The sequence below is a fragment of the Flavobacterium bomense genome (assembly GCF_003970355.1).
Window position 1 is genome coordinate 1 of record NZ_RYDJ01000008.1, and the last position, 22,875, is coordinate 22,875.

At 34.3% G+C, this 22,875-nt stretch carries 23 protein-coding genes; 6 read left to right on the plus strand and 17 right to left on the minus strand.

Going from position 1 to position 22,875, the window contains the following annotated elements; genetic code table 11:
- Positions 1-331: 331 nt before the first annotated feature.
- The 7 genes from EKL98_RS08345 to EKL98_RS08375 form a co-directional block, all read right to left on the minus strand.
- Positions 332-1,255: a HipA domain-containing protein gene (locus tag EKL98_RS08345; protein ID WP_126562024.1), complete on the minus strand. Its 924-nt coding sequence runs from the start codon at positions 1,253-1,255 to the stop codon at positions 332-334.
- A complete protein-coding gene (locus tag EKL98_RS08350) occupies positions 1,248-1,562 on the minus strand; it encodes a HipA N-terminal domain-containing protein (protein WP_126463299.1) in 315 nt (104 codons plus the stop codon). The genes EKL98_RS08345 and EKL98_RS08350 overlap by 8 nt, the downstream gene beginning before the upstream one ends.
- A gap of 2 nt (positions 1,563-1,564) precedes the next feature.
- The gene (locus EKL98_RS08355) at positions 1,565-1,774 is read right to left on the minus strand and encodes a helix-turn-helix transcriptional regulator (RefSeq protein ID WP_126463301.1); all 210 of its coding nucleotides are present in this window, start codon (positions 1,772-1,774) and stop codon (positions 1,565-1,567) included.
- Positions 1,775-2,384: 610 nt separating this feature from the next.
- Positions 2,385-3,254 (minus strand): DUF2911 domain-containing protein, encoded by an 870-nt coding sequence (locus tag EKL98_RS08360; protein ID WP_126553503.1) that lies wholly within the window; start codon positions 3,252-3,254, stop codon positions 2,385-2,387.
- A gap of 47 nt (positions 3,255-3,301) precedes the next feature.
- Entirely contained in the window at positions 3,302-4,012 is a 711-nt protein-coding gene (locus EKL98_RS08365) for a PepSY domain-containing protein (protein WP_126463305.1), read from the minus strand.
- A gap of 349 nt (positions 4,013-4,361) precedes the next feature.
- A complete protein-coding gene (locus EKL98_RS08370) occupies positions 4,362-5,216 on the minus strand; it encodes an EamA family transporter (RefSeq protein WP_126562025.1) in 855 nt (284 codons plus the stop codon).
- A gap of 150 nt (positions 5,217-5,366) precedes the next feature.
- Positions 5,367-6,266, minus strand: coding sequence for an MBL fold metallo-hydrolase (locus EKL98_RS08375; protein ID WP_126562026.1), 900 nt, complete (start codon positions 6,264-6,266; stop codon positions 5,367-5,369).
- 175 nt (positions 6,267-6,441) lie between these two features.
- Between EKL98_RS08375 and EKL98_RS08380 the strand changes: the two genes are divergently transcribed.
- Complete coding sequence (locus EKL98_RS08380; protein ID WP_126562027.1) at positions 6,442-7,437, plus strand: metal-dependent hydrolase; 996 nt, start codon at positions 6,442-6,444, stop codon at positions 7,435-7,437.
- A 19-nt stretch (positions 7,438-7,456) separates the two neighbouring features.
- On the opposite strand, the gene EKL98_RS08385 is transcribed toward EKL98_RS08380, so the two are convergent.
- The 6 genes from EKL98_RS08385 to EKL98_RS17850 all read right to left on the minus strand — a co-directional run bounded on the left by EKL98_RS08385 (position 7,457) and on the right by EKL98_RS17850 (position 11,823).
- Positions 7,457-8,050, minus strand: a complete 594-nt coding sequence (locus EKL98_RS08385; RefSeq protein ID WP_126562028.1) for a 2OG-Fe(II) oxygenase — start codon at positions 8,048-8,050, stop codon at positions 7,457-7,459.
- Positions 8,051-8,264: 214 nt separating this feature from the next.
- Positions 8,265-9,728: a magnesium chelatase gene (locus EKL98_RS08390; RefSeq protein WP_126463315.1), complete on the minus strand. Its 1,464-nt coding sequence runs from the start codon at positions 9,726-9,728 to the stop codon at positions 8,265-8,267.
- Positions 9,729-9,812: 84 nt separating this feature from the next.
- Entirely contained in the window at positions 9,813-10,931 is a 1,119-nt protein-coding gene (locus tag EKL98_RS08395; protein ID WP_126463317.1) for a vWA domain-containing protein, read from the minus strand.
- An 89-nt stretch (positions 10,932-11,020) separates the two neighbouring features.
- The gene (locus tag EKL98_RS08400; protein ID WP_126562029.1) at positions 11,021-11,401 is read right to left on the minus strand and encodes a YchJ family protein; all 381 of its coding nucleotides are present in this window, start codon (positions 11,399-11,401) and stop codon (positions 11,021-11,023) included.
- A gap of 17 nt (positions 11,402-11,418) precedes the next feature.
- Positions 11,419-11,661 (minus strand): hypothetical protein, encoded by a 243-nt coding sequence (locus EKL98_RS08405; protein ID WP_126463444.1) that lies wholly within the window; start codon positions 11,659-11,661, stop codon positions 11,419-11,421.
- Between the two features lie 12 nt (positions 11,662-11,673).
- The gene (locus EKL98_RS17850; protein ID WP_197037251.1) at positions 11,674-11,823 is read right to left on the minus strand and encodes a hypothetical protein; all 150 of its coding nucleotides are present in this window, start codon (positions 11,821-11,823) and stop codon (positions 11,674-11,676) included.
- Between the two features lie 380 nt (positions 11,824-12,203).
- Between EKL98_RS17850 and EKL98_RS08415 the strand changes: the two genes are divergently transcribed.
- Positions 12,204-15,038: a PAS domain S-box protein gene (locus tag EKL98_RS08415; RefSeq protein ID WP_126562031.1), complete on the plus strand. Its 2,835-nt coding sequence runs from the start codon at positions 12,204-12,206 to the stop codon at positions 15,036-15,038.
- Complete coding sequence (locus tag EKL98_RS08420) at positions 15,035-15,430, plus strand: response regulator (RefSeq protein ID WP_126463324.1); 396 nt, start codon at positions 15,035-15,037, stop codon at positions 15,428-15,430. The genes EKL98_RS08415 and EKL98_RS08420 overlap by 4 nt, the downstream gene beginning before the upstream one ends.
- Before the next feature lie 191 nt (positions 15,431-15,621).
- Here EKL98_RS08420 and EKL98_RS08425 read toward each other — a convergent pair whose 3' ends face one another.
- The gene (locus EKL98_RS08425) at positions 15,622-16,167 is read right to left on the minus strand and encodes a hypothetical protein (RefSeq protein ID WP_126463326.1); all 546 of its coding nucleotides are present in this window, start codon (positions 16,165-16,167) and stop codon (positions 15,622-15,624) included.
- 197 nt (positions 16,168-16,364) lie between these two features.
- On the opposite strand from EKL98_RS08425, the gene EKL98_RS08430 reads away from it, so the two are divergent.
- Complete coding sequence (locus tag EKL98_RS08430) at positions 16,365-17,894, plus strand: S10 family peptidase (RefSeq protein ID WP_126562032.1); 1,530 nt, start codon at positions 16,365-16,367, stop codon at positions 17,892-17,894.
- A gap of 129 nt (positions 17,895-18,023) precedes the next feature.
- Positions 18,024-19,214, plus strand: coding sequence for a BaiN/RdsA family NAD(P)/FAD-dependent oxidoreductase (locus tag EKL98_RS08435; protein WP_126562033.1), 1,191 nt, complete (start codon positions 18,024-18,026; stop codon positions 19,212-19,214).
- A 6-nt stretch (positions 19,215-19,220) separates the two neighbouring features.
- On the opposite strand, the gene EKL98_RS08440 is transcribed toward EKL98_RS08435, so the two are convergent.
- The 3 genes from EKL98_RS08440 to EKL98_RS08450 all read right to left on the minus strand — a co-directional run bounded on the left by EKL98_RS08440 (position 19,221) and on the right by EKL98_RS08450 (position 21,503).
- The gene (locus EKL98_RS08440) at positions 19,221-19,604 is read right to left on the minus strand and encodes a DUF3037 domain-containing protein (protein ID WP_126562034.1); all 384 of its coding nucleotides are present in this window, start codon (positions 19,602-19,604) and stop codon (positions 19,221-19,223) included.
- The gene (locus EKL98_RS08445) at positions 19,582-20,376 is read right to left on the minus strand and encodes a HipA family kinase (RefSeq protein WP_126562035.1); all 795 of its coding nucleotides are present in this window, start codon (positions 20,374-20,376) and stop codon (positions 19,582-19,584) included. Before EKL98_RS08445 ends, EKL98_RS08440 begins: the two co-directional genes overlap by 23 nt.
- 272 nt (positions 20,377-20,648) lie before the next feature.
- Positions 20,649-21,503, minus strand: a complete 855-nt coding sequence (locus tag EKL98_RS08450) for an NAD(P)H-hydrate dehydratase (protein ID WP_126562036.1) — start codon at positions 21,501-21,503, stop codon at positions 20,649-20,651.
- A gap of 285 nt (positions 21,504-21,788) precedes the next feature.
- On the opposite strand from EKL98_RS08450, the gene gcvT reads away from it, so the two are divergent.
- Entirely contained in the window at positions 21,789-22,871 is a 1,083-nt protein-coding gene (gene gcvT, locus EKL98_RS08455) for a glycine cleavage system aminomethyltransferase GcvT (RefSeq protein ID WP_126516245.1), read from the plus strand.
- Positions 22,872-22,875 lie beyond the last annotated feature (4 nt).

Here is a 22,875-nt window from a genome sequence, read left to right on the forward strand (position 1 = left end):
CTATTGAAGAATTTAACAATCAAATTAATTACAAAAATGTAGCTTAACTTAATGTGCAGTTTTTATTTGCATATCCAGTACCATAATTGTACCACTAAAGTTGAAAACCCTATTTAAATAAGGAATGCTAATTTCTGCATCGGGAAATAAAAGCACTTTCTTTAACTTTACTTTGCTTTCTATTAGTTGACTCCCATTGATTTAGCAGTATTTTAGTTTTCTTCTATTAAGTTTAATTCATACATTTGTTACACTTCAAAAACTACCTGTTAATCAAATTTAATGAATGCGGTGAATAAGTTGCTTATTCACCGCATTTTTGCGGAGATTACTAAAACATCCCTACCCTACTTTCCAACAACTCCAAATACTTCTCTTTCATTCTATCAGTAAGAAAAGAAATTTCAAGCAGCTCCTTCCATTCAGGAGTTGCTTTTTTCATTTGTTCGAGAATACTTGCTATAATTTTTTCGTTGAGTTGTAATCTTTCCTTGCCGTAGTAATCTATAAAATCAGTTGCTCTTAAATTACTTTTTTTTCCTTTCAAAGTTAGAGCAATTTCTTCGTCAGGATTTTTAATCGCTATTGTAGAATTTAGAAAATCATAAATAGGTGTCAGTGTTGTTTTTCCATTTTTGGTAATTAGCGAAAAATTTTTCAAATGCATGTCTTCATTTCCGGTCAGATAGCAAAAAAGAATTCTTTTAAAAAAATCAGCTTTTTCAATTGCGGGAAATGAACAATATTCATCAAGTACAGGAATCAATTTTTCCATCGTAAAACGATACTTTGTGTCTCTTGTATTCCCAGTCAATTGAGCAAAATCTTCTGTTGCGAACTTATTTCCTTTACCGTAGCGGTCAAAACGTTTAATGAAATAAGACAAACTACCATCTTTGCCATATAGCATCCCGTGAAATGGCACTTCTAAACCAAACACTTTCGCCATTCGCATAGTTACATCTTCATTTTCCGGTAATTGTGGAAATAAATCATTTTGTGGCTTAATAATGTACGTTCCAAATTGGTCCACAATTTTAAATTCTTGATCCACTATTGAAATAGCCGCACTAAGCTTTGGTTGCACTCCCTGAATGGATAGCTTTTTAGCTCTATTTGCGGCTTCCTGACGAAGTTCAACAGCTGTATAAGGTAAATCATTTAAATAAGCCAGCTTAGGAGCTATCATGCGTAATCCTTTTTCACTGTACTTATCTGTACCACACAAGTCATACGTAATAGGACATCTATTCATCTTCCATCAATTTAACCGTTACTGCTCCCACTAAATCATTTCCCGTTGCTATCAGTTGAGAGAAGTAATCTTTTTTGTCAATTTTGACAATACGTAGTAATCCCTCTAACATTACACCTTCAGGTAATAGCCCTTCAAAAAACGGTGGAAAAAATGTATAGCTATATTTTTTCTGAGTTGTAGGCATAGTCAATGAAACCGCTTCGCCATCATAATTTTCATCGTACTCAAAATGATAGTCGTTAGCAGCAATTTCCGTTAAAATTCCAGCTCTTTTTCCGTGTGCAAATACAATTGCTCTTCTCATAATTATTTATTTAAAGGACTTTTGAATTCTACTTTAATATTTAGCACTCGGAGTACTGCAAAAAGATTATTCAAACGAACTGTCTCTTTATTTTTTTCAATATCAAAAACAGTGGTCTTGCCTACTCCAGCTAAGTCGGCTAGTTCAAGCTGTGTAAGTCCTGCTTTTTTTCGATGGTCTTTAATTAAAGCACCTAAATCAAAATCATTCATTATATACTGTTTTAGCGGTAAAAATATACAATTTAATAACACGCACGGCTTAAATCATTAAAAAATTTATTATTTTACTGTTATAGCAGTAAAATCATTATTAGGACGTGACATAGCATCTAATTAAAGAAACAAAAGGACGAATTACTGTTAAGGCGGTAAAATTAACTAAAATATAAATGATAAATTTGTATCAGTGTTAGACTTGAATGAAAAGCAACTTAGCTTTGTATATAACAAAATTGAAGAAAAGTTGTCAAAAGCTAAGCGATTCATTTCAATATTTTTTCCATCACAGAAAGAACGTTTTTTATCATAAAAACAAAGTATAGAACTCAGCAGTTTTTGAATGAATAAAAAATACAAATTGTTTTTACTAACACTAAAGATAGTTACTTGATCAAAATCAGTACTCCTTTTGTACACCTCTACCCTTCTAACCCCTTATAAATATAGATAAAATATCTACCATTGAATACATTAGTATGTACATAGCTATAAATGACACCACTATCATAATCGTCAATTTTTTGTACATAGTTAAACTTGATTCTTCTGTATGCTCTTCTGTTGTGTGTTTCATTTTCATAATTTTTGATTTAAAATTAATTTATTTGTTCAATAGTAACTCCATCTCTAAAATTTGTTTTTTGAGTGATTCTACACTTTTCATTTTTTTAAATTCTGCTATAGATAAAGCTTTTTTACCTGCTTCAATTGCACTTGGATAGTCTTTTAATTCCGTTGCTATTTTTTGTCTCAAATTAGGATAATAAAAATTATCTGGATCCAATTTCGCGGCTTCTAAAAGCCAAGCCACTGCTTGTTTGTAATCTCTGTTTGTACTGTAATAATAGTTTGCTGCTTGAAATAATAAATTAGCATCAAGGGTTTTTTCTTTAATGATGTTTTTATCTATTACTGTTAAAATAGTTTCATCTGCTTTACTTTTTAATGGAATTTTAATCATCGAATTTTCCCATATTATTTTTAGAAACCCCTCTCCTTTGCTGTTAATATCATTTATTTCGATTGTAAATGTTTCATAGAAATTAGATATGCTTTCTACAGGAACTGTTAAACGAAAAACATCTTTTTTGGCATCATATCCAGTTTCGCCGTGTAATGTTGTATCTGCATTTACAATTATTGTCCACTCCTTTTTAGAAGGTATTGTGAATATTGAGTAGCTACCCATTTTTAAAGTAGTATTTCCAAATACAATATCTTCGTTAGTAGTTATTAAAGTGCAATCACTAGCGCCAGTTCGCCAAAGTTTTTCAAAAGGCACTAATTCACCAAATATTTTTCTGCCTCTTGCTAGTGGTCTGCTGTAAGAAACTTTAATCATTGTGCTACCCAATTCTTGTTCAAATGATGCAGATGGACTTGCCGAAGTTAGTTTTATTTGAACTTTTTCTTGTGCCGAAATTACTAATGCTTGTAAAATAAAGAAATGTATTAGAATTATTTTTCTCATAGTTTTTGATTTTAAATTGATTTTATGGTTTGTTTTATTATGTTAAATTATTTTTTTATTTTCTTCCAGATTATTCTAACGGTAGGCGAAGAGATATACCAAAGTAAAAAACCACTTAAAACAGTTATTAACCCTAACAATGAAAATAGTCGCAAAACAATATTATTCATATTATCTCGACCTTCATAATCCATGGTATGGGTCATCCATAAAAAGTCAAACCATCGCCAATTTCTATGTCTAATCGTCTGAAAACCTCCGTCATTGACTGAAATATAAACTTTTAAATTATCCGGTTCTTGGTATGAAATAACGTAGGCAGGTAGTAAATGCTCTCTATATTCATGGTGTTTCCCTACTTCTTTAATGAGTTGTATTTCTTTTACTTTTAAACCCGATATAATGTATTTATCTGCAATTGACAATGCTTCTTTTTTAGAGATCCCATTTTTTAATTTTCCAGTTTTCGCATTATAAAGCATCTTCTCATTCACCCAATAAAAAGGTTGATTATTTATTTTCCTTAATTCGATAGATTGAATTGCTATCGAAGGATGAAGAAGTGAAGGACTAATTAAACCTGAAAACGACTCAGCAACAATTCCTTTTTTATGAAATTGCATTCCATGAATGTCATCAATGTTTGACCAACTAAAATATAGTCCACTAATAGTCCACATTAAGAATTGAAGACCCAAAAATATCCCTAAATATCGGTGAGACTTCCTAATCCATTTTGCTTTTTTTCCTTTAATCATTTATCTTGTTATTTATTTATTTTTGAAATTGTTAAATAAACTGAACCAACCTTGAAAATCGCATTAAACTTGCAATTATATAAAACAACATATATTTGAATATTTAGTGCTTAATTTTCTATTCCATTACACCAGTTTCGGACCAATAACTTATTGTATACGGTAAATTATAAAAAAAACAATGATTCTGTGAAATTAAATGCAAAAAATATCACTTTTTTATGCAACCTTGTTTTACGGAATTTTGATTCGACTGTAGATCCGCTTTTAGATCGGATACTTTTGCTTTAAATGCAATCAAAAAAACCAAAAATTGTATATGAAAACTCTTTTAGTTGCAACTTATTCTTTAAATGATCTGCGAGATTACGATTAAAACAATCGCTATTAAAGCCAGAAAAAGTCCAGCAAAATTCATTTTAGTTAGTTTTTCCTTAAAAATAAAAATCCCAACAAGACTTCCCATTACTATTACACCCATGTTCATACCGGCAAAAACCGTTGAAGGATTTTCAGCGAAAGCCTTATGCGCTTTTAGATAGAAGAGTATGTTTCCAAAGTTGAAAATACCTACCATACCACCAAAAATAATATTTTTGAAGTTTAATGAGACTTTAGTTATCATCACGTTATAAATAACAGCGCCAATCATAATAAACAACGCAATTCCAAAAACTACAAATAATGACGTTGTATATGGTAAAGTGGTGTGAAGGGCAATTTGCTTGAAAAGGATGTCTATAATTCCAAATCCTAATAGCACCACCGCAGGATAGATCCATTTATTTTTTGTGTTTTCAGAAGGTTTAGCAAGGATTAGCAACAGCGCTGGAAATGCTGCCAAAAGCGCCGCTATTTTTAGGATAGTAAAATCCTCTTTGAAGACCAGCCAAGCCGCTAAAATAGGAATAAACAAAGATAGCCTTTGAGCAGCATCCGTTTTTACAATCCCTACTTGTTTGATTGAAGCCGCCAAAAAAAGGAAGATTGCTGGCAACAAAACCCCAAGAGAAACATAAATTCCCCAAGGTGCTAAAGTGCCAATATTGGTAAGATTTGGACTGAAGAAAAAATAACAAAGAATAAGCGCAAATACATAATTCCAAGCAACAATTTGAATAGGACTGACTTCATATCCGCGAACCATTTTAAACAACACTCCCACAGTGACACTGCAAATAATACTTAAAACAAGAAATAGCATAGCGAATTTTTAGAGGGTAAAACTACCATTTATTGTCTTTCCTTTTGCTCTTTTATGAAAGTATTGAAAGTAATATTTCCAGAACAAGAATAGTACGCATCCGGTTTCAGTAGTACAAAAGGAGAATTTAGCCATCAAATTATGGCAATCTTAAATCCTTCCTTGTTCTTTGAGTTTCCAATACCGCAATAAACCATTTACAGACATCCAGCTTGGATTAGCAAACTCATAGGTTTGAATTTCTTCCGCATCGAGTCCTTTGTCCAAAAACTGCTTTCGGGTGTATTCCATAAATTGAGGAACTATACTTTCTGGCGGAGTTTGATTGTCATAAAAAGGTTTGATAAAACTAGCCCAATCATCCAGAACTATTTCTAATCCTGATAGTAATTCATCCGGATTTTTTTGAAAATCAAAATGTGTTAAATACAAGGCTCTAGGCTTTAAATCTTTTAATTTTCTAAGGGATTGTTTCCATAATTCAATATTAATATCCGGGGGAGGACAAGGAGGTACAACGGGACCATCTCCTATTTTTACTCCGGCCACATCCCCAGTAAATATCACATCCTCAATTTGATACGCATTATGATGCACAGCATGACCCGGTGTATACCATACTTTTATTTGAATATCTCCCAAGTCTACAACATCACCGTCCGTAACCCCAATCAATTGTTGCTCAGGTATAGATTCCATTTTCCCCCAAAGAAGCTCCATCTTATCGGTATAGATCATTTTGGCTGAATTCCATAATTTCTCCGGATTAGCTAAATGTGGAATTCCAATGGGGTGTACGTATATTTTAGCGCCATTTTGTGCCAATTTCCATGCTGCTCCGGCATGGTCAAAATGAATGTGCGTCAGGAATACATGCTGAATATCTTTGATCTCATACCCTATCTTCTGGATTCCTTTTTCAAGATACTCCCAAGTAGATTCCGGTCCGGTTTCGATAAGTATCGGACCTTTTTCGGTTTCAATTAAAAAAGCACCAATAGAATGTTTTTCGGATTGAAAGTGTAAATCAATAGTATGAATTTTATACATAGCTTGGTTTATTTATTATGGGACAAGATAGCACATATTTATTTTAAAATCTCTACTGATCAGTATAGTTTTATTTTAAGATATTTTTTCAAGTACAATAAAAAAAAGTGTAATTCACACCAAAAATTTACTACTGGTCATCAAGATATCTATTGATTTCAGCTACTTTTACAGAATGGATTCTTTTACTCAAGTTGCTTTAGGAATTGCCATTGCCGAAGTATGCGCAGGCAAAAAGCTCAAAAATAAAACAATTTTATATGGTTCAATTCTGGGCACAATTCCCGATTTAGATATTGTAGTGGGATTGTTTTTAAATCCTGTAGATGCCATCCTGATTCACCGCGGCATCAGTCATTCTCTTTTTCTTTTTCTGTTTTTATCGCCTGTTTTGGGTTGGATTATTTCAAAAATAGAAAGAGATAAAATCAACTTTTTTCAGGCAACTCGTATGGCGTTTTGGTGTTTGTTTACCCATGTGTTATTGGACATGTTCACTTCTTGGGGTACACAAATTTTATGGCCTTTAGACTATAGATTTGCGTTAAAAACCATTTTTGTAATTGACCCGTTGTACACCATTCCACTAATTATTACATTGATTGTGACTTGGAAAACAAAAAACGCAGTACTTCGCAAAAAATATATAATTAGAGGATTATCCATCAGTAGTGCGTATCTCCTTTTGTCCTGTTTTATAAAAGTATATGCCTTGAACCAATTTGAAAAAGCATTAACAAAACAAAAAATTCAGTATTCTGAAATCATCGTAAAACCCACCGCTTTCAACCTCATTTTGTGGAATGCTAACGTAGCCACAGCAAACAATTACGCATTAGGCGACTACTCTCTTTTTGACACGCAACCCATTTTATTTACTGCTTATAGCAAAAATAAATTTCTAGAATCGCAGCTAAAAGGAAATTCAGATTTTGAAAAACTAAAAAAAGCGAGCGAAGGCTGGTATATTATTTCTAAAAAAAATCAATCTTTATATTTCAATGATTTGCGCTTTGGACTGTTAAATGACGATTCAAAAAACCCTCAATTTGCTTTCAGCTATCAATTTATTGCAAGCAAAACAGAACTAAAAGCGGTTGAAGTTCCTAAAGACAAAAGGGACGGAAAGCGATTACTTCAAAAAATAGTTACGCGGATAAAGGGAAACTGAGTATTTTTTTTTAGAAATATTAATCACTCTTCAACCATCCCGTAATACTCATTCTGGTATTTTGGGTGACCAAAACTTCATGAACTAATTCGTCACTCTTAAAGAAAACTGTTTTACCTTGAGTTGGGGCTATCTTTTGATTGTTATTAGCTTGATGAATCAGCAACTCACCACCGTCACTTTCTTGCCAATTGCTGTTCAGATAACTGATCATAGAGTATTTTCGGCTGGGATTATTCTTGAATTGATCCAAATGTTTGAGATAAAAATCGCCCGATTCATACAACGAATAATGAAATTCATATCCCGTTATTCCAGCATAACAACTTTCATTCAAATAAATAATAAAAGCTTCTATTTGAGCAAAAAACTCATTTTCGAATGCGTTGTTGTGTTTTTTATCCAACCAATAAATGGAATCGCTTCGTATTGCACCATCATAAGAAACCTTTTCTGCGTTACCAATTCCTGCTTCCGTCAACAGACTATTTTGGTTTAAAATAATCAAATTTTGTTTTAGATTATTAGCTAAATCGGTACTCAAAAAATGTTCGGATATGCCTACCTTATTTTCAATATAAGTAGCAATCAAGGCTTCAAAGCTATTTTCCATGTCTTTCTTTTTGACCGCTTAGACGGTCAATGAGGCAAGGTAGACTAATAAAAATCAGTAACGCCGATAAAGAAATAAATAAATGGGACGCTTATTTTATTCTCTAGAAAAAAAAAACGACAAAAATAGATCAATTTTTAAACAAAAAAGTCATTTAAGGAACTACACAATAGTGATTCCTTAAATGACTTATAGTGTAAAAAACGTATGTTATTTACAATTTACTAATAAAGCTTCCGTAAATATCCTTGAACTGATACCCTTTAGAAAAACGGTCTTTGCTTAGTTTTTTATATTCAACCAATCCCCAAAGAATAAATTCCTTCATGAAAAATTTATCTTCTTTTTCCAGTTGCGGTTGGTATTTTTTGATTAAAATTTCAAGAGGAACAATACTTCCTAATATTCTTTCGTATTCTTCATCAGAACAATCGTCTGATAATTCGAAACCACTTTCGGCAAAAAACCATTCGATGATATCCGTGTAGGCATTTTTGACACCTTCTTTCTCTAATTTTTCGATTTTTGGAAAATATGCAGGGAAAAAAGTATGGATCGCATCGCCCAATAAATGTTGTGCTACGGCGGCAGCTCCCTCCTGCTCTCCTTCGTAAACCAATTCGACTTTTCCGGTAATAGCAGGAATAATTCCCATAAAATCAGACAATCGCAACGTTGTTTTATCTACTCCGGATTTCAAAGCCCTTCTTTCTGCAGTACTTAATAAGTTCTCAAAAGCGGTAATACTCAATCTGGCACTCACCCCACTTTTGTTATCAATATATTCGCTTTCTCTTGCTTCAAAACTGATTTGTTCTAATAAATCTCTCGCTAACGAAGGCACGTAAACCATATTATTTTGTGTGGCGTCCAGTTTTGCTTCCTGCTCTGTAATGGTTCTGGCAATTTTAATGGTTTCCGGGTAATGTGTCAGGATTTGAGAACCTATCCTGTCTTTTAATGGGGTTACAATACTCCCACGATTCGTGTAATCTTCTGGATTTGCTGTAAATACAAATTGCAGATCAAGGGGCATTCTCAATTTGAATCCACGAATCTGGATATCGCCTTCCTGCAAAATATTAAATAGTGCTACTTGGATTCTCGCCTGTAAATCCGGTAATTCGTTGATAACGAATATACAACGATTCGCTCTTGGAATCATCCCAAAATGGATCACACGATCATCCGCATAGGACAGTTTTAAATTTGCTGCTTTAATTGGATCGACATCTCCAATCAAATCTGCAACGGTTACATCCGGCGTAGCTAATTTTTCGAAAAAACGGTCGCTTCGGTGTAGCCAGGAAATGGGAGTTGCATCGCCTTTAGTTTCAATAATATCTTTGGCAAAACGAGAAATGGGCTGCAACGGATCGTCATTAATCTCGGAACCTGTCACAAACGGAATGTATTCGTCCAACAATTCGATCATTTTGCGCGCCAATCGGGTTTTGGCTTGACCACGAAGCCCTAATAAATTGATGTTGTGACGCGACAAAATAGCACGTTCTAGTTCCGGAATTACGGTATCTTCAAAACCGTGAACACCTTCAAAAGTTGGTTGTCCTGATTTAATTTTATTTCTTAAGTTCGTACGCAACTCATCTTTGATGTTTATACTTTTGTAACCTGATTTTTTTAATTCTCCGAGAGTTTTTATATTTTCTATTTTCATATTGCTTTTAAAATTGTTATTATTGTTAACTGTCAATTTGTTCTTGACTGCGCTCGAACTGACAACTGAGACTGTGACTAATTACTATTTTATTCTCTTTTTACGATTGGTTTCATAATCCTCAAAAATCATTTCACCCAGTCCTTTTAATCCGGTATAAAATGCTTTTCCTTGATTTGATTCGGTGAATTTATTGACGAATTTTTGCAAATACGGATCATTCGCAATCATAAATGTGGTGATTGGAATGTGTAGTTTTCGGGCTTGCTGCGCCTGATTGTAGCATTTATCCACAATATATTCGTCGAGTCCGTTACTGTTCATATAATAGGAACCGTCTTTTTCGCGGACACAACTTGGCTTCCCATCGGTAATCATGAAAATTTGCTTGTTGGTGTTTCGTTTCCTGCGCAGAATATCCATGGCTAGTTGTAAACCGGCAACTGTATTGGTGTGGTAAGGACCCACTTTTAAATACGGTAGATCCCGAATTGCAATGGTCCAAGCGTCGTTTCCAAAAACCAGAATATCTAAAGTATCTTTTGGATAACGTGTCGTAATCAATTCAGCAAGAGCCATTGCTACTTTCTTGGCGGGAGTAATTCTATCTTCACCGTACAAAATCATACTGTGGCTGATGTCGATCATCAAAACAGTACTCATCTGTGATTTATATTGCGTTTCTTCGACAACTAAATCATTTTCGGTCAACATAAAATCTGCTACTCCGTTATTGATTTGGGCATTGCGTAAACTTTCGGTCAAGGAAATTCGTTCGAGTCCGTCACCAAAATGAAATTCCCGAAATTCCCCGGTATGTTCGTCACCGTTTCCGGAATGTTTAGTCTTGTGATTGCCGCTTCCGGAGCGTTTCAGATTACCAAAAATATTGTCCAAGGCTTGTTGCCGAATGGCACGCTCCGTCTTGGCAGTAATACCAATTCCAGCAGTTCCATCCTCTTTAAGTTCATCGCGGATGTATCCTTTTTTCTTTAAATCTTCAATAAAATCATCAATACTGTAGTGTTCATCAGTGAGTTTATATTCTTTGTCCAATTCCCGTAACCAGTCGATTGCTTCATCAAAATCTCCTGAAGTATGTGTAATTAATTCTTTGAAAATACCAAAGAGCTTATCAAACGGAGACTGAAAGGGGGCTTCGTATTGCTTGAAATAAAAACCTTTTTTAGTGTCATTTTTCATAGCCAATAAAATTACACCAATAAAAAATGTATGCTATACAAACATTTATTAATTTTTAGTTAAAAACGATAAAGTCCAAAAAAAGCTACCTAAAAAAATTGTCCGTCCACATAAAACCAACATCCATTTTCAAGTTTAAAAGTAGAAAATTCATGATGAATTTGTTTATGAAGTTTGGTGTCTAAAAAATGAGCTTTGAATTCTACCGTGTTCTCTGTGGATTCTATAATTTCCAATTGCTGCCATTTATTTGAGGTGGCCCAATTTAGAATTTCAAATTTAGAATACTGCTTTCTCACCGTAATATGGGTCGTGGCTAACAAATAATCTACTTGATGCGTTGCATAAGCTGAATATCTGGAACGCATTAAAGACTCCGCAGTAGTCGCTTTTTTTACTCCATTAATAATGGGTTCACAACAATCCTGGAAATTTTTATCAAAACCGCAATAACATTTATTTTTGATCATTCTTTGATAAAATTCGTCTAAATGGATTCGGTTGCCTGTCCATTTAACCCTACTATTTTTTGATGCAACTGGTTCAACAAGACTTGATAGCGGCTTATCTCCATTAGGTCTTCATCCTCTTCGGCAAAATCCAGGAGTTCATCTAATTGCTCGCTAACTTCTGCTAATTTAGTATTGGCTTCCCGGGCATTTTTTTTAGCAATAAAATCTATTATTTGCTGAACGCCACTTTTTACTTCGCTAAATTTATTTTTTTCCATGATGTAGTTACATTATTTTTCTGAAGCCTTATCTTCATTAAATTTTTTAGTGATTTGCTTTAGTTTTTCCTTGCGCAGCATTTCAGCTTGTTTTAATTTATCCTGCGCTTTGTGCAACTTATCGTTGTGTTTTTTAATATTTCTTTCGTTATTTCTACTCATGCTCTTGCGCTCTAAATTATCAAATGTTGAATCAATTTTTCGATTCAAAAACTACTGCAAAGTTCGGTTTAATTATTGAAATTAAAATTGTTTTTAGTTTGATAGTGCTTCTTTTAATTGTCAACAGGCTACTTTACGCTTTAAATTTTCAAATGGGCTTTGAAATATCTTCTCCGTAGTGTACTTTTTTTTTGCGAAAATCATTTTTTTTTGATATCAAAGATTATGAGGCATATACTGTAAATACACTAAAAAATATATAAAACACAAAAATTGATACTGCAACTAAATCCAAAAAAAAAATATACTTTAATCTTTATTTTTTATATATTTATTTTTTTAATGATATTGCCCCAAAAACCTACTAAAAATACTACATAATGTCTAAAAAAAAACATAATAAATTCATCCGATGGTTTATAGACAAGCCCAGGACAATGGGCTTCATGACATTTCTCATTTTAAGTTGTCTCACTGGTTTCATCGTTTGGCAGCAATACCAACTAATAAAAGAAGATGAACAACGCGAAATGAATACTATTCTTCATTTTGTTCGTCAAAACATTCATCAATCGCTTAAAAACTGTTACACTTCAACGTTAACATTAGCACTGACCATCAATGACAAAGGTGTTCCTGAAAATTTTGATTCCGTAAGTAAAAAACTGATTGAAACAAATACCAACATCAGTGCAATTTTGCTGATTCCTAATGGAATAATTAAGTACATCTATCCTTTAAAAGGAAATGAAGCATCCTTAGAATTAAATGTTTTAACAGCACCCCATCAAAAAAAGGAATCTTTAAAATCTATAAAAACCCAAAAAATGTATTTTGACGGGCCTTTGAAATTAAAACAAGGCGGAATGGGAATTATAGGACGGTTTCCAGTATTTGAAAACAATAAATTTTGGGGATTTTCAGCCATTATCATTACATTAGAAACTTTTTTAGAAACTTCAGGGATAACAGATATTGATGATTCTAAATATTACTTCCAGTTTTCAAAATTTGATAATGAAAAAGAAATTTTCTATTTGCCCATTAGAACTGAATTTTCAAAAAATTATACTATTTCAACTTCTATTCCGGATGGCAACTGGAAATTATATCTGATATCAAAACACGAGAATTACCTCTATCCTCAAATTTTAATTCCTGGAATTATTGGTGTGTTTTTTGCTGCGCTTTTTGGTGTTTTACTATTTATAGTGCTGAAAATACCAAAAGAATTGCTGTCTCTTGTAAATACTCAGGCCATAAAATTATTGAATTCTGAAATAAAATTTGAAGCCATATTTGATCAGGCACCTGTAGGAATAGCGCACATAAATTCCTTAACCGGTAATTTTATTGAAATCAATAACCAATATTGCCAATTATTAGGATATTCTGAAAAGGAAATGAAACACTTAAATTTCCAATCAGTAACGCACCCCGATGATTTAGAACAAGATTTAATAAAACTTGAAAAACTCCGGAATGGTGAAATTACTGAGTATTCAGTGGAAAAACGGTATTTTACAAAATCTGGTACTATTCTTTGGGTCAATCTTACGGTATCAGCACTCTATAAAAAAAATAAAATAGCATCCACTAATATCGCTATTATAGAGGATATTTCAATAAAAAAAGAAGCGGAGCAATTAATCAAAAAAAGTGAAGACCGGTTCAAAAGCCTTTTTCTGGACTCTCCATTACCTCTTAGAGAAGAGGATTTTTTAGATGTTAAAAAATATCTGGAGGAATTAAATTTGTTTGGAGAAAACAAAGAAAAGGTAACAGAATATTTCAACAATAATCCCGCAGTTGTTGACAAATGTCATTCTTTAATTAAAGTTATCAATGTTAACAAAGCTAACTTGTTGCTTTATAAGGTTTCCTCATTAGAGGAATTAATAAGTATTAAAGGAGAATTGTTTAATATGAAGTCCAGAGAAGATTTCATAAAAAATTTGGTCTCAATTACTCAATATAACAAACAATTTATTATTGAAACCGTAATAAAAGATTCAGAAGGCAAATTACGGGACATTAACTTAAGATGGAATGTTATTCGTGGTTATGAAAAAACATTTGAACGAATCATTGTTTCCACACAAGACATTACTGATCGTAAATACTCTGAAAAAATAATTATAGATTCCCAACAAAGAATTAAATCGCTGATCAATACCATTGACGGAATTGTTTGGGAATGCGGTGTTACTGATCTTACTTTTAAATTCATTAGTCAGAAAGTTGAAAACATATTAGGTTATACCCCTGAAGAATGGCTTAAAAGCCCTACTTTTTGGAGTGACCATCTCTATTTAGAAGATAGTGAATGGGTTCAGAATTATTGTACTATACAAATAAATGACAAGGCAGACCTTGATTTTGAGTATCGGATGGTAGCCAAAAATGGGGATGTAGTTTGGCTGCGTGACATCGCAAATGTTGTCATTGAAAATGGTAAAGTAGCAAGATTACAAGGCATTATGATTGATATTACTAAAACAAAAGAAGCTGAAAAAGAGTTAAAATCATCCTTTACTCTTGTTACGGAACAAAATAAAAGATTGCTGAATTTTTCCTATATCGTTTCTCATAACTTAAGATCACATACTAGCAATATTACTTCAATTATAGGATTAATCACCTCCTCAGAATCCGAAGAAGAAAGAGCAGAAATGATGGAGCTTTTAAAAACAGTCTCTAGTTCGCTGAACGAAACCATGTTACACCTGAATGAAGTCGTAAACATAAGCACAAATATTGGTTTAGTATCCGAACCTTTGAACCTAAAACAGTACATTCAGATAACACAAAATGTACTTTCGGAACAAATTATGGCCCATGAAGTCACTATTATTTCAGCCATTTCAGATCAAATAATGATAAATTATAATCCGGCTTATCTGGAAAGCATACTTTATAATATTATTTCAAATTCTATTCGTTACAGACATCCCTCGCGAAAACCCATCATAAAAATTACTTTGGTTATAGAAAACGAGATGAAAGTCCTTCAAATTTCGGATAACGGAATTGGGATTGATCTGGTTAAAAATGCCGATAAAATTTTTGGAATGTACAAGACCTTTACCCCTAATTCTGATTCAAAAGGAATTGGATTGTTTATTACTAAAAATAAAATTGATGCTATGGGAGGAAATATCACCGTGGAAAGTGAACCCGATATTGGAACAACATTTAAAATCTATATTCAATGACAAAAAAAGCAATCTGGATAGTCGATGATGATGCCATTTATCAAATTATCGTAAATAAAATAATTCAAAGGTCCGAAATATTTTCGAGGGTTTCATCATTTAAAAATGGAAAAGAAGCAATTGACCATCTTCATATTGCAGTAGAAAATAATGCTGCACTTCCGGATATCATTTTATTGGATATTAATATGCCAATAATGGACGGCTGGGAATTTATGGAAGAAATGGGACTTATAAAATCTTTATTTGATAAACAAATCATTGTGTATATCGTGAGTTCCTCCATTGCAGTTGAAGATAAAAACAAATCTAAATCATATGAAAATATTCTGGGATACCTGTCTAAACCTATCACTACTAATGATTTATTATTGATTTCTTTATGTGATTAAAAACACGAAGCAGTCTATTAAGTAAGTCGAAAGTTTAAAAGTCGTAAAGTCAAAAGAATTAACTTTAAGTAAAATGACTTTAAATCAGATTGTTACATAATTTTATCCTGATTTTAAAACACGACATTATACCATGGTTATTACTTAAAAGGCGAAAAATCAATATTTTTCAGATGATTCCGTGGCTGGCATCAAATAAATTCTTTTTTTATTTCCTCTAACGTTTTAGTGGTAAAAATTAATTGATTGATAATTTTCTCTCTCAAAAGATCAATATCGTCGCAATCAAAATAGTTAGCCCACGAAGTCAGATTGAATAAATTCCGGATCTGCTTGATGCGTTTAGTGGTTTCAAAACTGGTTCTCAAGATCGCTTTTTTATCATACTTTGGATTATTTCTGTGTTGGTAATTGACTGTTTTCTTTAGATAATTTGCTTCTAAATAATAGAGTTCTTCTATAGCATTATCTGGATAAAAACGATCCCAAGAAGCATAACCCAATTTAATTTTAGAAATTGTTTCTGGTTCTAAAGGTTCTAATCGCCATTTGCTATTAGCTAATCGTCCCCAATGATTGGACAACCGATACATTCCCGTTTTAGTATAATAATATTTACTGCCCGATTTGCTGTCATACTGAATTTTCAATCCATTTATAGCATCAATAGAAATTTCATCAAATACACAGAAAGTATTTTTGAAAGAATTAGGGTTGGGACGAAAAATTTTATCCATGATGCAAAGGTAATCAGAAAATCAGGGCAAACACAACAGTTATTTGATTCCTATTCCATGTGCTTGAATGACAGGTCAAACGCATTAAAATCACAATTTTGCATTCTTTTATAGATGCTCCAATAAAAAACAATACATTAGTGAAATTAAATTTTATCAAAAAATTGTTGTTAAAAACACCTCAAACCGATCTCTTTATGAAAAAAACAGTACTATCGTTGCTCTTAGTTGGATTTTTTACGACAATGCATGCCCAACCATCAAAAACACCAGCAGCTACTCCTGCCTCAAAAGAAGAATATTCAGCTGCAAATCTTATTTTCAATCCGGATTCGCAGGTCATAACAGAACACAGCACAACTATCAAAGGTCAAAAAGTGCCTTACAAAGCCACCACTGGGACGATGCCGGTTTGGGATGAGGATGGAAAAGCAATTGCCGGATTATTTTACACGTATTATGAGCGTTCTGATGTAAAAGATCGTGCTGCCCGCCCTTTAGTCATCTCCTTTAATGGCGGTCCAGGTTCCGCTTCGGTTTGGATGCAAATTGCCTATACGGGTCCCACTTTAATTAATATTGATGATGAAGGTTATCCCTTACAGCCTTATGGAATCAAGGAAAATCCATATTCGATATTGGATGTTGCCGATATTGTTTTTGTAAATCCTGTTAATACCGCCTATTCAAGAGCGACAAGTAAAGAAATACCAACCACTAAATTCTTTGGTGTAAATGCCGACATTAAATACCTTGCTGATTGGATTAATGGATTTGTATCCCGAACCAATCGTTGGGCTTCACCCAAATATCTCATTGGTGAAAGTTATGGTACTACGCGTGTTTCCGGATTGGCACTAGAATTACAAAACAGTGAATGGATGTATTTGAACGGCGTTATTTTAGTATCGCCAACTGAATTGGGAATCACTCGTGGAGTCGCTTCTGAAGCTGCACTGAAACTGCCTTATTTTGCTGCTACGGCTTGGTTCCATAAAAAATTACCTGCTGATTTACAGAACAAAGATTTAACGGATATGCTGCCTGAAGTAGAAGAATTTACCATAAATGAACTGCTTCCCGCAATGAGCAAAGGAGGCGCATTGGACGATCAAAAAAGAAAAGAAATGGCATCCAAAATTGCGCGCTATTCCGGACTTTCGGAAAAAGTGGTTTTACAAAATAATTTAGATGTTCCCTATGATTATTTCTGGAAAGAATTGTTGCGCGATCAAGGATTTACCGTAGGAAGATTAGATTCTCGTTACAAAGGAATTGACCGTAAAACCGCTGGTGACAGTCCTGATTTTAATGCCGAACTTACTTCTTGGCTCCACTCCTTTACTCCTGCCATCAATATGTACTTGCGCAATAATTTGAATTACAAAACCGATTTCAAATACAATATGTTTGGTTCTGTGCGGCCTTGGGATGATTCCAATGATAAAACTGGAGAAAATCTGAGACAAGCCATGGCTCAAAATCCGTATTTGCATGTAATGGTTCAGTCCGGCTATTATGATGGGGCTTGTGATTATTTCAATTCAAAATACAACATGTGGCAAATGGATCCAAGCGGAAGACTAAAAGATCGAATGTCCTGGAAAGGTTACAGAAGCGGGCACATGATGTATTTGAGAAAAGTAGATTTAGAAACTGCCAACGAGGATATCAGACAATTTATAAAACAATCCTTGCCGAAAGCCGGAGAGTCGGCAAAATATTAGTGGATAAAAAATTTCTAAAAAGGCTGTTCAAAATAATTTTGAACAGCCTTTTTTATTTTTTACATATACATTGGCTAATATAAAATACGTAACGGCATTTATGGGTAAAACAAAACCTATTTTTGTGACGTGAAAAAATCAGTTTCAATTATTGGAGGAGGACCCGCAGCACTTATACTGGCTGCATTATTGGATTGTGAGAAATTCAAGGTTACAGTCTACGAAAAAAACAAAACACTGGGAAGGAAATTTTTGGTGGCCGGAAAAGGGGGATTTAACCTCACCCATTCGGAACCCATTGCTGAATTGATTGCACGCTATACACCACCTCATTTTTTGAAAAAAGCATTGCTTGATTTTGATAATGAAGACTTTAGACAGTGGATAGATACCATCGGTATCCCAACCTATATTGGCAGTAGCAAACGAGTATATCCTGAAAGTGGCATCAAACCCATAACAGTACTCAACGCAATTCTGGATGTTTTGACTAAGCAAGGTGTCGCTATTCAATACCAACACACCTGGACGGGCTGGAGGAACAAAGATGACATCGTTTTCAATACAGATACAGCAATAAAATCCGACTATACCATTTTTGCCCTGGGCGGTGGTAGCTGGAAGATCACCGGTTCTGATGGTGCCTGGCTAGATTTATTTGAAAGGGAAAATATTCCTATCGTTGCTTTTCAATCTTCGAATTGTGCGTATCGGGTGAACTGGCCGGAAGATTTCATCTTGGAACATGAAGGCAGTCCGCTTAAAAATATTGCGATTAGCTGTTTGAATAAAAGACAAAAAGGCGAAGCGGTTATCACACGTTTCGGTTTAGAAGGAAATGCTATTTATGCACTTAGTCCATACATTCGGGAAGAATTGGAAAGCCAACAAAAAGCTACAATTTTCCTAGATCTCAAACCAACCTTATGTCATGAAGATTTGCTTGACAAAATTAGAAAATCAACTTTTAAAAAGACGAGCGAAACATTACAGAAAGAAGTAAAATTGAGTCCCGCGCAAATTGGACTTTTGAAAAAATACCTTTCGAAAGAAATCTACTTGAATCCAGAATTATTGGCTCAAAATATTAAAAAATTAAGCCTCGAAATTACCGGTGCTGCGTTATTGAACGATGCGATATCAACAACAGGCGGTATCCAACTGAATGCTGTGGACGAAAATTTTCAACTAAAAGATAAAAAAAGTAATTATTGCATTGGTGAAATGCTCGACTGGGATGCACCTACCGGAGGCTATCTCTTGCAAGCTTGTTTTAGTATGGGAATGCACCTCGCGCGCCACTTAAACAGTCTTTCTTAGATTTTATTACAACACCATTTCTTCAAACAAGCGTTGTGTTGTTTGTTCTAAATCATCACACAATCCTGGATGTGGTCTTGAGGTTTGAATGGCGGAACTGCGAAGTGCTGTCAACCAACGGAAACGCGATGGAATATCAAATTGTCCTATTGGTCCTCCTGATTTTTCGCCATGCGCTACTTTGGCAAATGCCAGTATATTTAAATGCAATTGTTCTATATCCAAATCATCCGAAAAAACTTGGAGTTTGGATTCATTTACTGCATACAAAACCTTGATGAATTTTGCTTTTTTACAAAACAGAATAATACCCACATTGAGGAATTCTTCGCGTTCTACCCTAGGCACAACCCGGATTACGGCATACTCATATAAGTGCTTTTCTTGCATTTTGTGCTTCGTTTATAAAAATTTCGGAATGGTTCAAACGTGTTATTAAAAACTGAAAATAGACTTCCCGAATTGCATCCGGAGTTTCATCGGTATCTTCCCAATGGAGCCATACTTCCGGAATCAGATTCACGATATTTTGCAATACATCGTCAGTCATTATTTTTTTGAATGCTACATCAGTTTCTATTAATAAAGAAGCCTGAGGCAACAAAACATGGTCTTTAATCAGTGCAAAAGGACTTTGTGCTTGCTTTTCCCAATTGGTCCACGAATGATGAAAATAAAGACTTGCGCCGTGATCAATAAGCCATAATTCTTTATGCCAGATCAACATATTGGTGTTTCTAAAGGTTCTGTCCACATTGGTGATAAAAGCATCTAACCAAACAATTTGGGAAGCTAGTTTTGGGTTAACCAACGTGACAACAGGATCAAAATTTATGGCTCCCGATAAATAATGCAAGGCTAAATTCAGACCCTGACTCCCTTGAAGCAAGTCCTGAATTTCTTCGTCGGCTTCACTGCGGCCAAAAGCTTCGTCGAGATTTGCAAAAACGAGTTCCGGCATTTTCAAGTTTAATACACGAGCAATTTCTCCACCGATTAATTCGGCAATTAAGGCTTTTACGCCATGTCCGGCACCTTTGAATTTCAGTACATATTTAAAATCGTCATCGGCTTCAGCGAGCGCGGGCAAAGAGCCACCTTCCCGCAAAGGAGCGATGTATCGTGTAACATTTACGGTTCTAAGATGGGGTATTTTTTCCATAATCAAATTGGATAAAGCAATTTTGCTTGGATACAAACTTACAAATAAGTGAGAAGAATTTCGTGTCTATTTTGTAAAATGATTGCTAACAATCTGTCAGTCTGACGAAAAATTAACCTTATCAAGAATATTTTTTATTGCTAAATTGTATCAATAATAAGTTGAATAAATTAGCTATTCATAAAAAAATTACCGGAAACTACAATGATATTCCTCCCTCGTCGGAATGACAAAAGGAAAAGAAATAAAATGAAATGGTAAAAGACAAAATACTACTCCAAGTTTTTTATACTCAAAAAAGCTTTTCCAATATTTGCAATTACATCTGAAGCGATAAAAGATTGATAGCCCGTTTCTGGCAAGGCAATATCCGCGGTTAATCCGTGAAGATACACGCCAAGAATTGCGGCACTAATGGGTTCATAGGCTTGTGCCAAGAGACTTGTAATCATTCCCGTCAAAACATCACCCGTTCCAGCGGTTGCAAGCGCAGCATTTCCGGTGGTATTTTCGTAGAAAGTTTTACCATCAATGATTTGGGTGGGTGCACCTTTCATAACGATTATAATTTCGTGTTGTTTGGAGAAAGAGATTGCTTTATTCATTTTTTCTTCTTCGAAATGCCATTTTCCAATTAATCGTTCCAGTTCTTTGGGATGTGGCGTTAAGATTGTTTTGGGCGGTACTAAAGAAAACCATTCTTTGTTTTGGGATAAAATATTCAGTGCATCGGCATCGATCACTAAAGGCGTTTTATTTGTTTTTAAAAACTGATGCAGCGCATTTTGGGTTTCTACGGCCTGACCCAATCCAGGACCAATTCCGATGGCTTGTGGTGTAATGTCGAAAGTAATATTGGAAATTGATTTCTCCTGATTGTCAGTTAAAACCATGACTTCTGGGATTGAGATTTGTAAAATATCGTACCCACATTTCGGAATGAAAACGGTAACTAATCCGCAGCCGGTTTTCAAAGCTGCTTTAGAGGATAAGCTCACTGCTCCTATTTTGCCGTAACTTCCGCCAATGATTAAAGCGTGTCCTTGAATACCTTTGTGGGTATGTTTGTCTGGTTGTTTGAGGCGTTTTAGAATTTCTTTTTGGTCAATATAAATAGGATTCGTCATGGAAATTTATTTGTTTAAAATTACGAATTTAATAGGAAACAAATTCGTTATTTGAACCGAAATTCCCTAGCCCTGATTATAACGAAAATCCTTATTATACGCCTTTTTGGCGAATAATAAGATTGCAGTGAAAAGCAGGAAATAGCTCCTAAAAATACTTATTACAAATCCTACAGTACAGATTGTTCCGAAAACGTTTGAAACTTTAAACTTTGCTTCGCTCTGCCTTTGTCACCCGAAATAAAATCAATAAATTAGCAAAATTAAATTTTATAGAAAAACACAATGAAAAATACTGCGCTTACGCACATACACGAGAGTTTGGGAGCAAAAATGCTACCGTTTGCCGGATACAATATGCCCATTTTATATGAAGGAGTGAATGCGGAACATGAAACGGTGCGCAATGCCGTGGGTGTTTTTGACGTTTCTCACATGGGTGAATTCCTGCTTACGGGTCCAAATGCATTGGCTTTGATCCAGAAAGTGACTACAAATGACGCTTCGACTTTGACTATCGGAAAAGCGCAATATTCTTGTTTGCCAAATAATGATGGTGGAATTGTAGATGATTTGCTTGTTTATAAAATGAAAGATGAGCAGTATTTATTAGTAGTAAATGCGTCGAATATTGAGAAAGATTGGGATTGGATTTCGGCTCAAAATGATTTGGGTGTGGAGATGAAAAACCTTTCGGATGATTATTCATTATTGGCAATTCAAGGGCCAAAAGCGGTTGAAGCAATGCAATCGTTGACTTCAAAAGATTTATCTGCGATTCCGTATTACCATTTTGAAGTGGGTGAATTTGCGGGTATCAAAGATGTAATCATTTCGGCTACAGGATATACTGGTTCTGGAGGTTTTGAAATTTATTGCAAAAATTCAGAAGTAGAACAAATTTGGACTAAAGTTTTTGAAGCAGGTGCGGCATTTGGAATCAAGCCAATTGGTCTTGCAGCTCGTGACACGTTGCGATTGGAAATGGGTTTCTGTTTGTACGGAAATGACATTAATGACACGACTTCGCCACTTGAAGCTGGTTTGGGATGGATTACAAAGTTCACAAAAGAATTCACGAATTCAGAAAATCTAAAAAAACAAAAAGAAGCGGGTGTTTCTAAAAAACTGGTTGCTTTTGAAATGCAGGAACGTGCGGTGCCAAGACACGATTACGAAATTGTAGATGCAACAGGAAATGTGATCGGAATTGTAACTTCGGGAACGATGTCACCTTCAATGAATAAAGGAATAGGAATGGGGTATGTAACTTCAGAAAATAGTGCTTTGGAAAGCGATATCTTTATCCGAATCCGTAAAAATGACGTCCCTGCCAAAGTGGTAAAATTACCTTTTTACAAGAAATAAAATC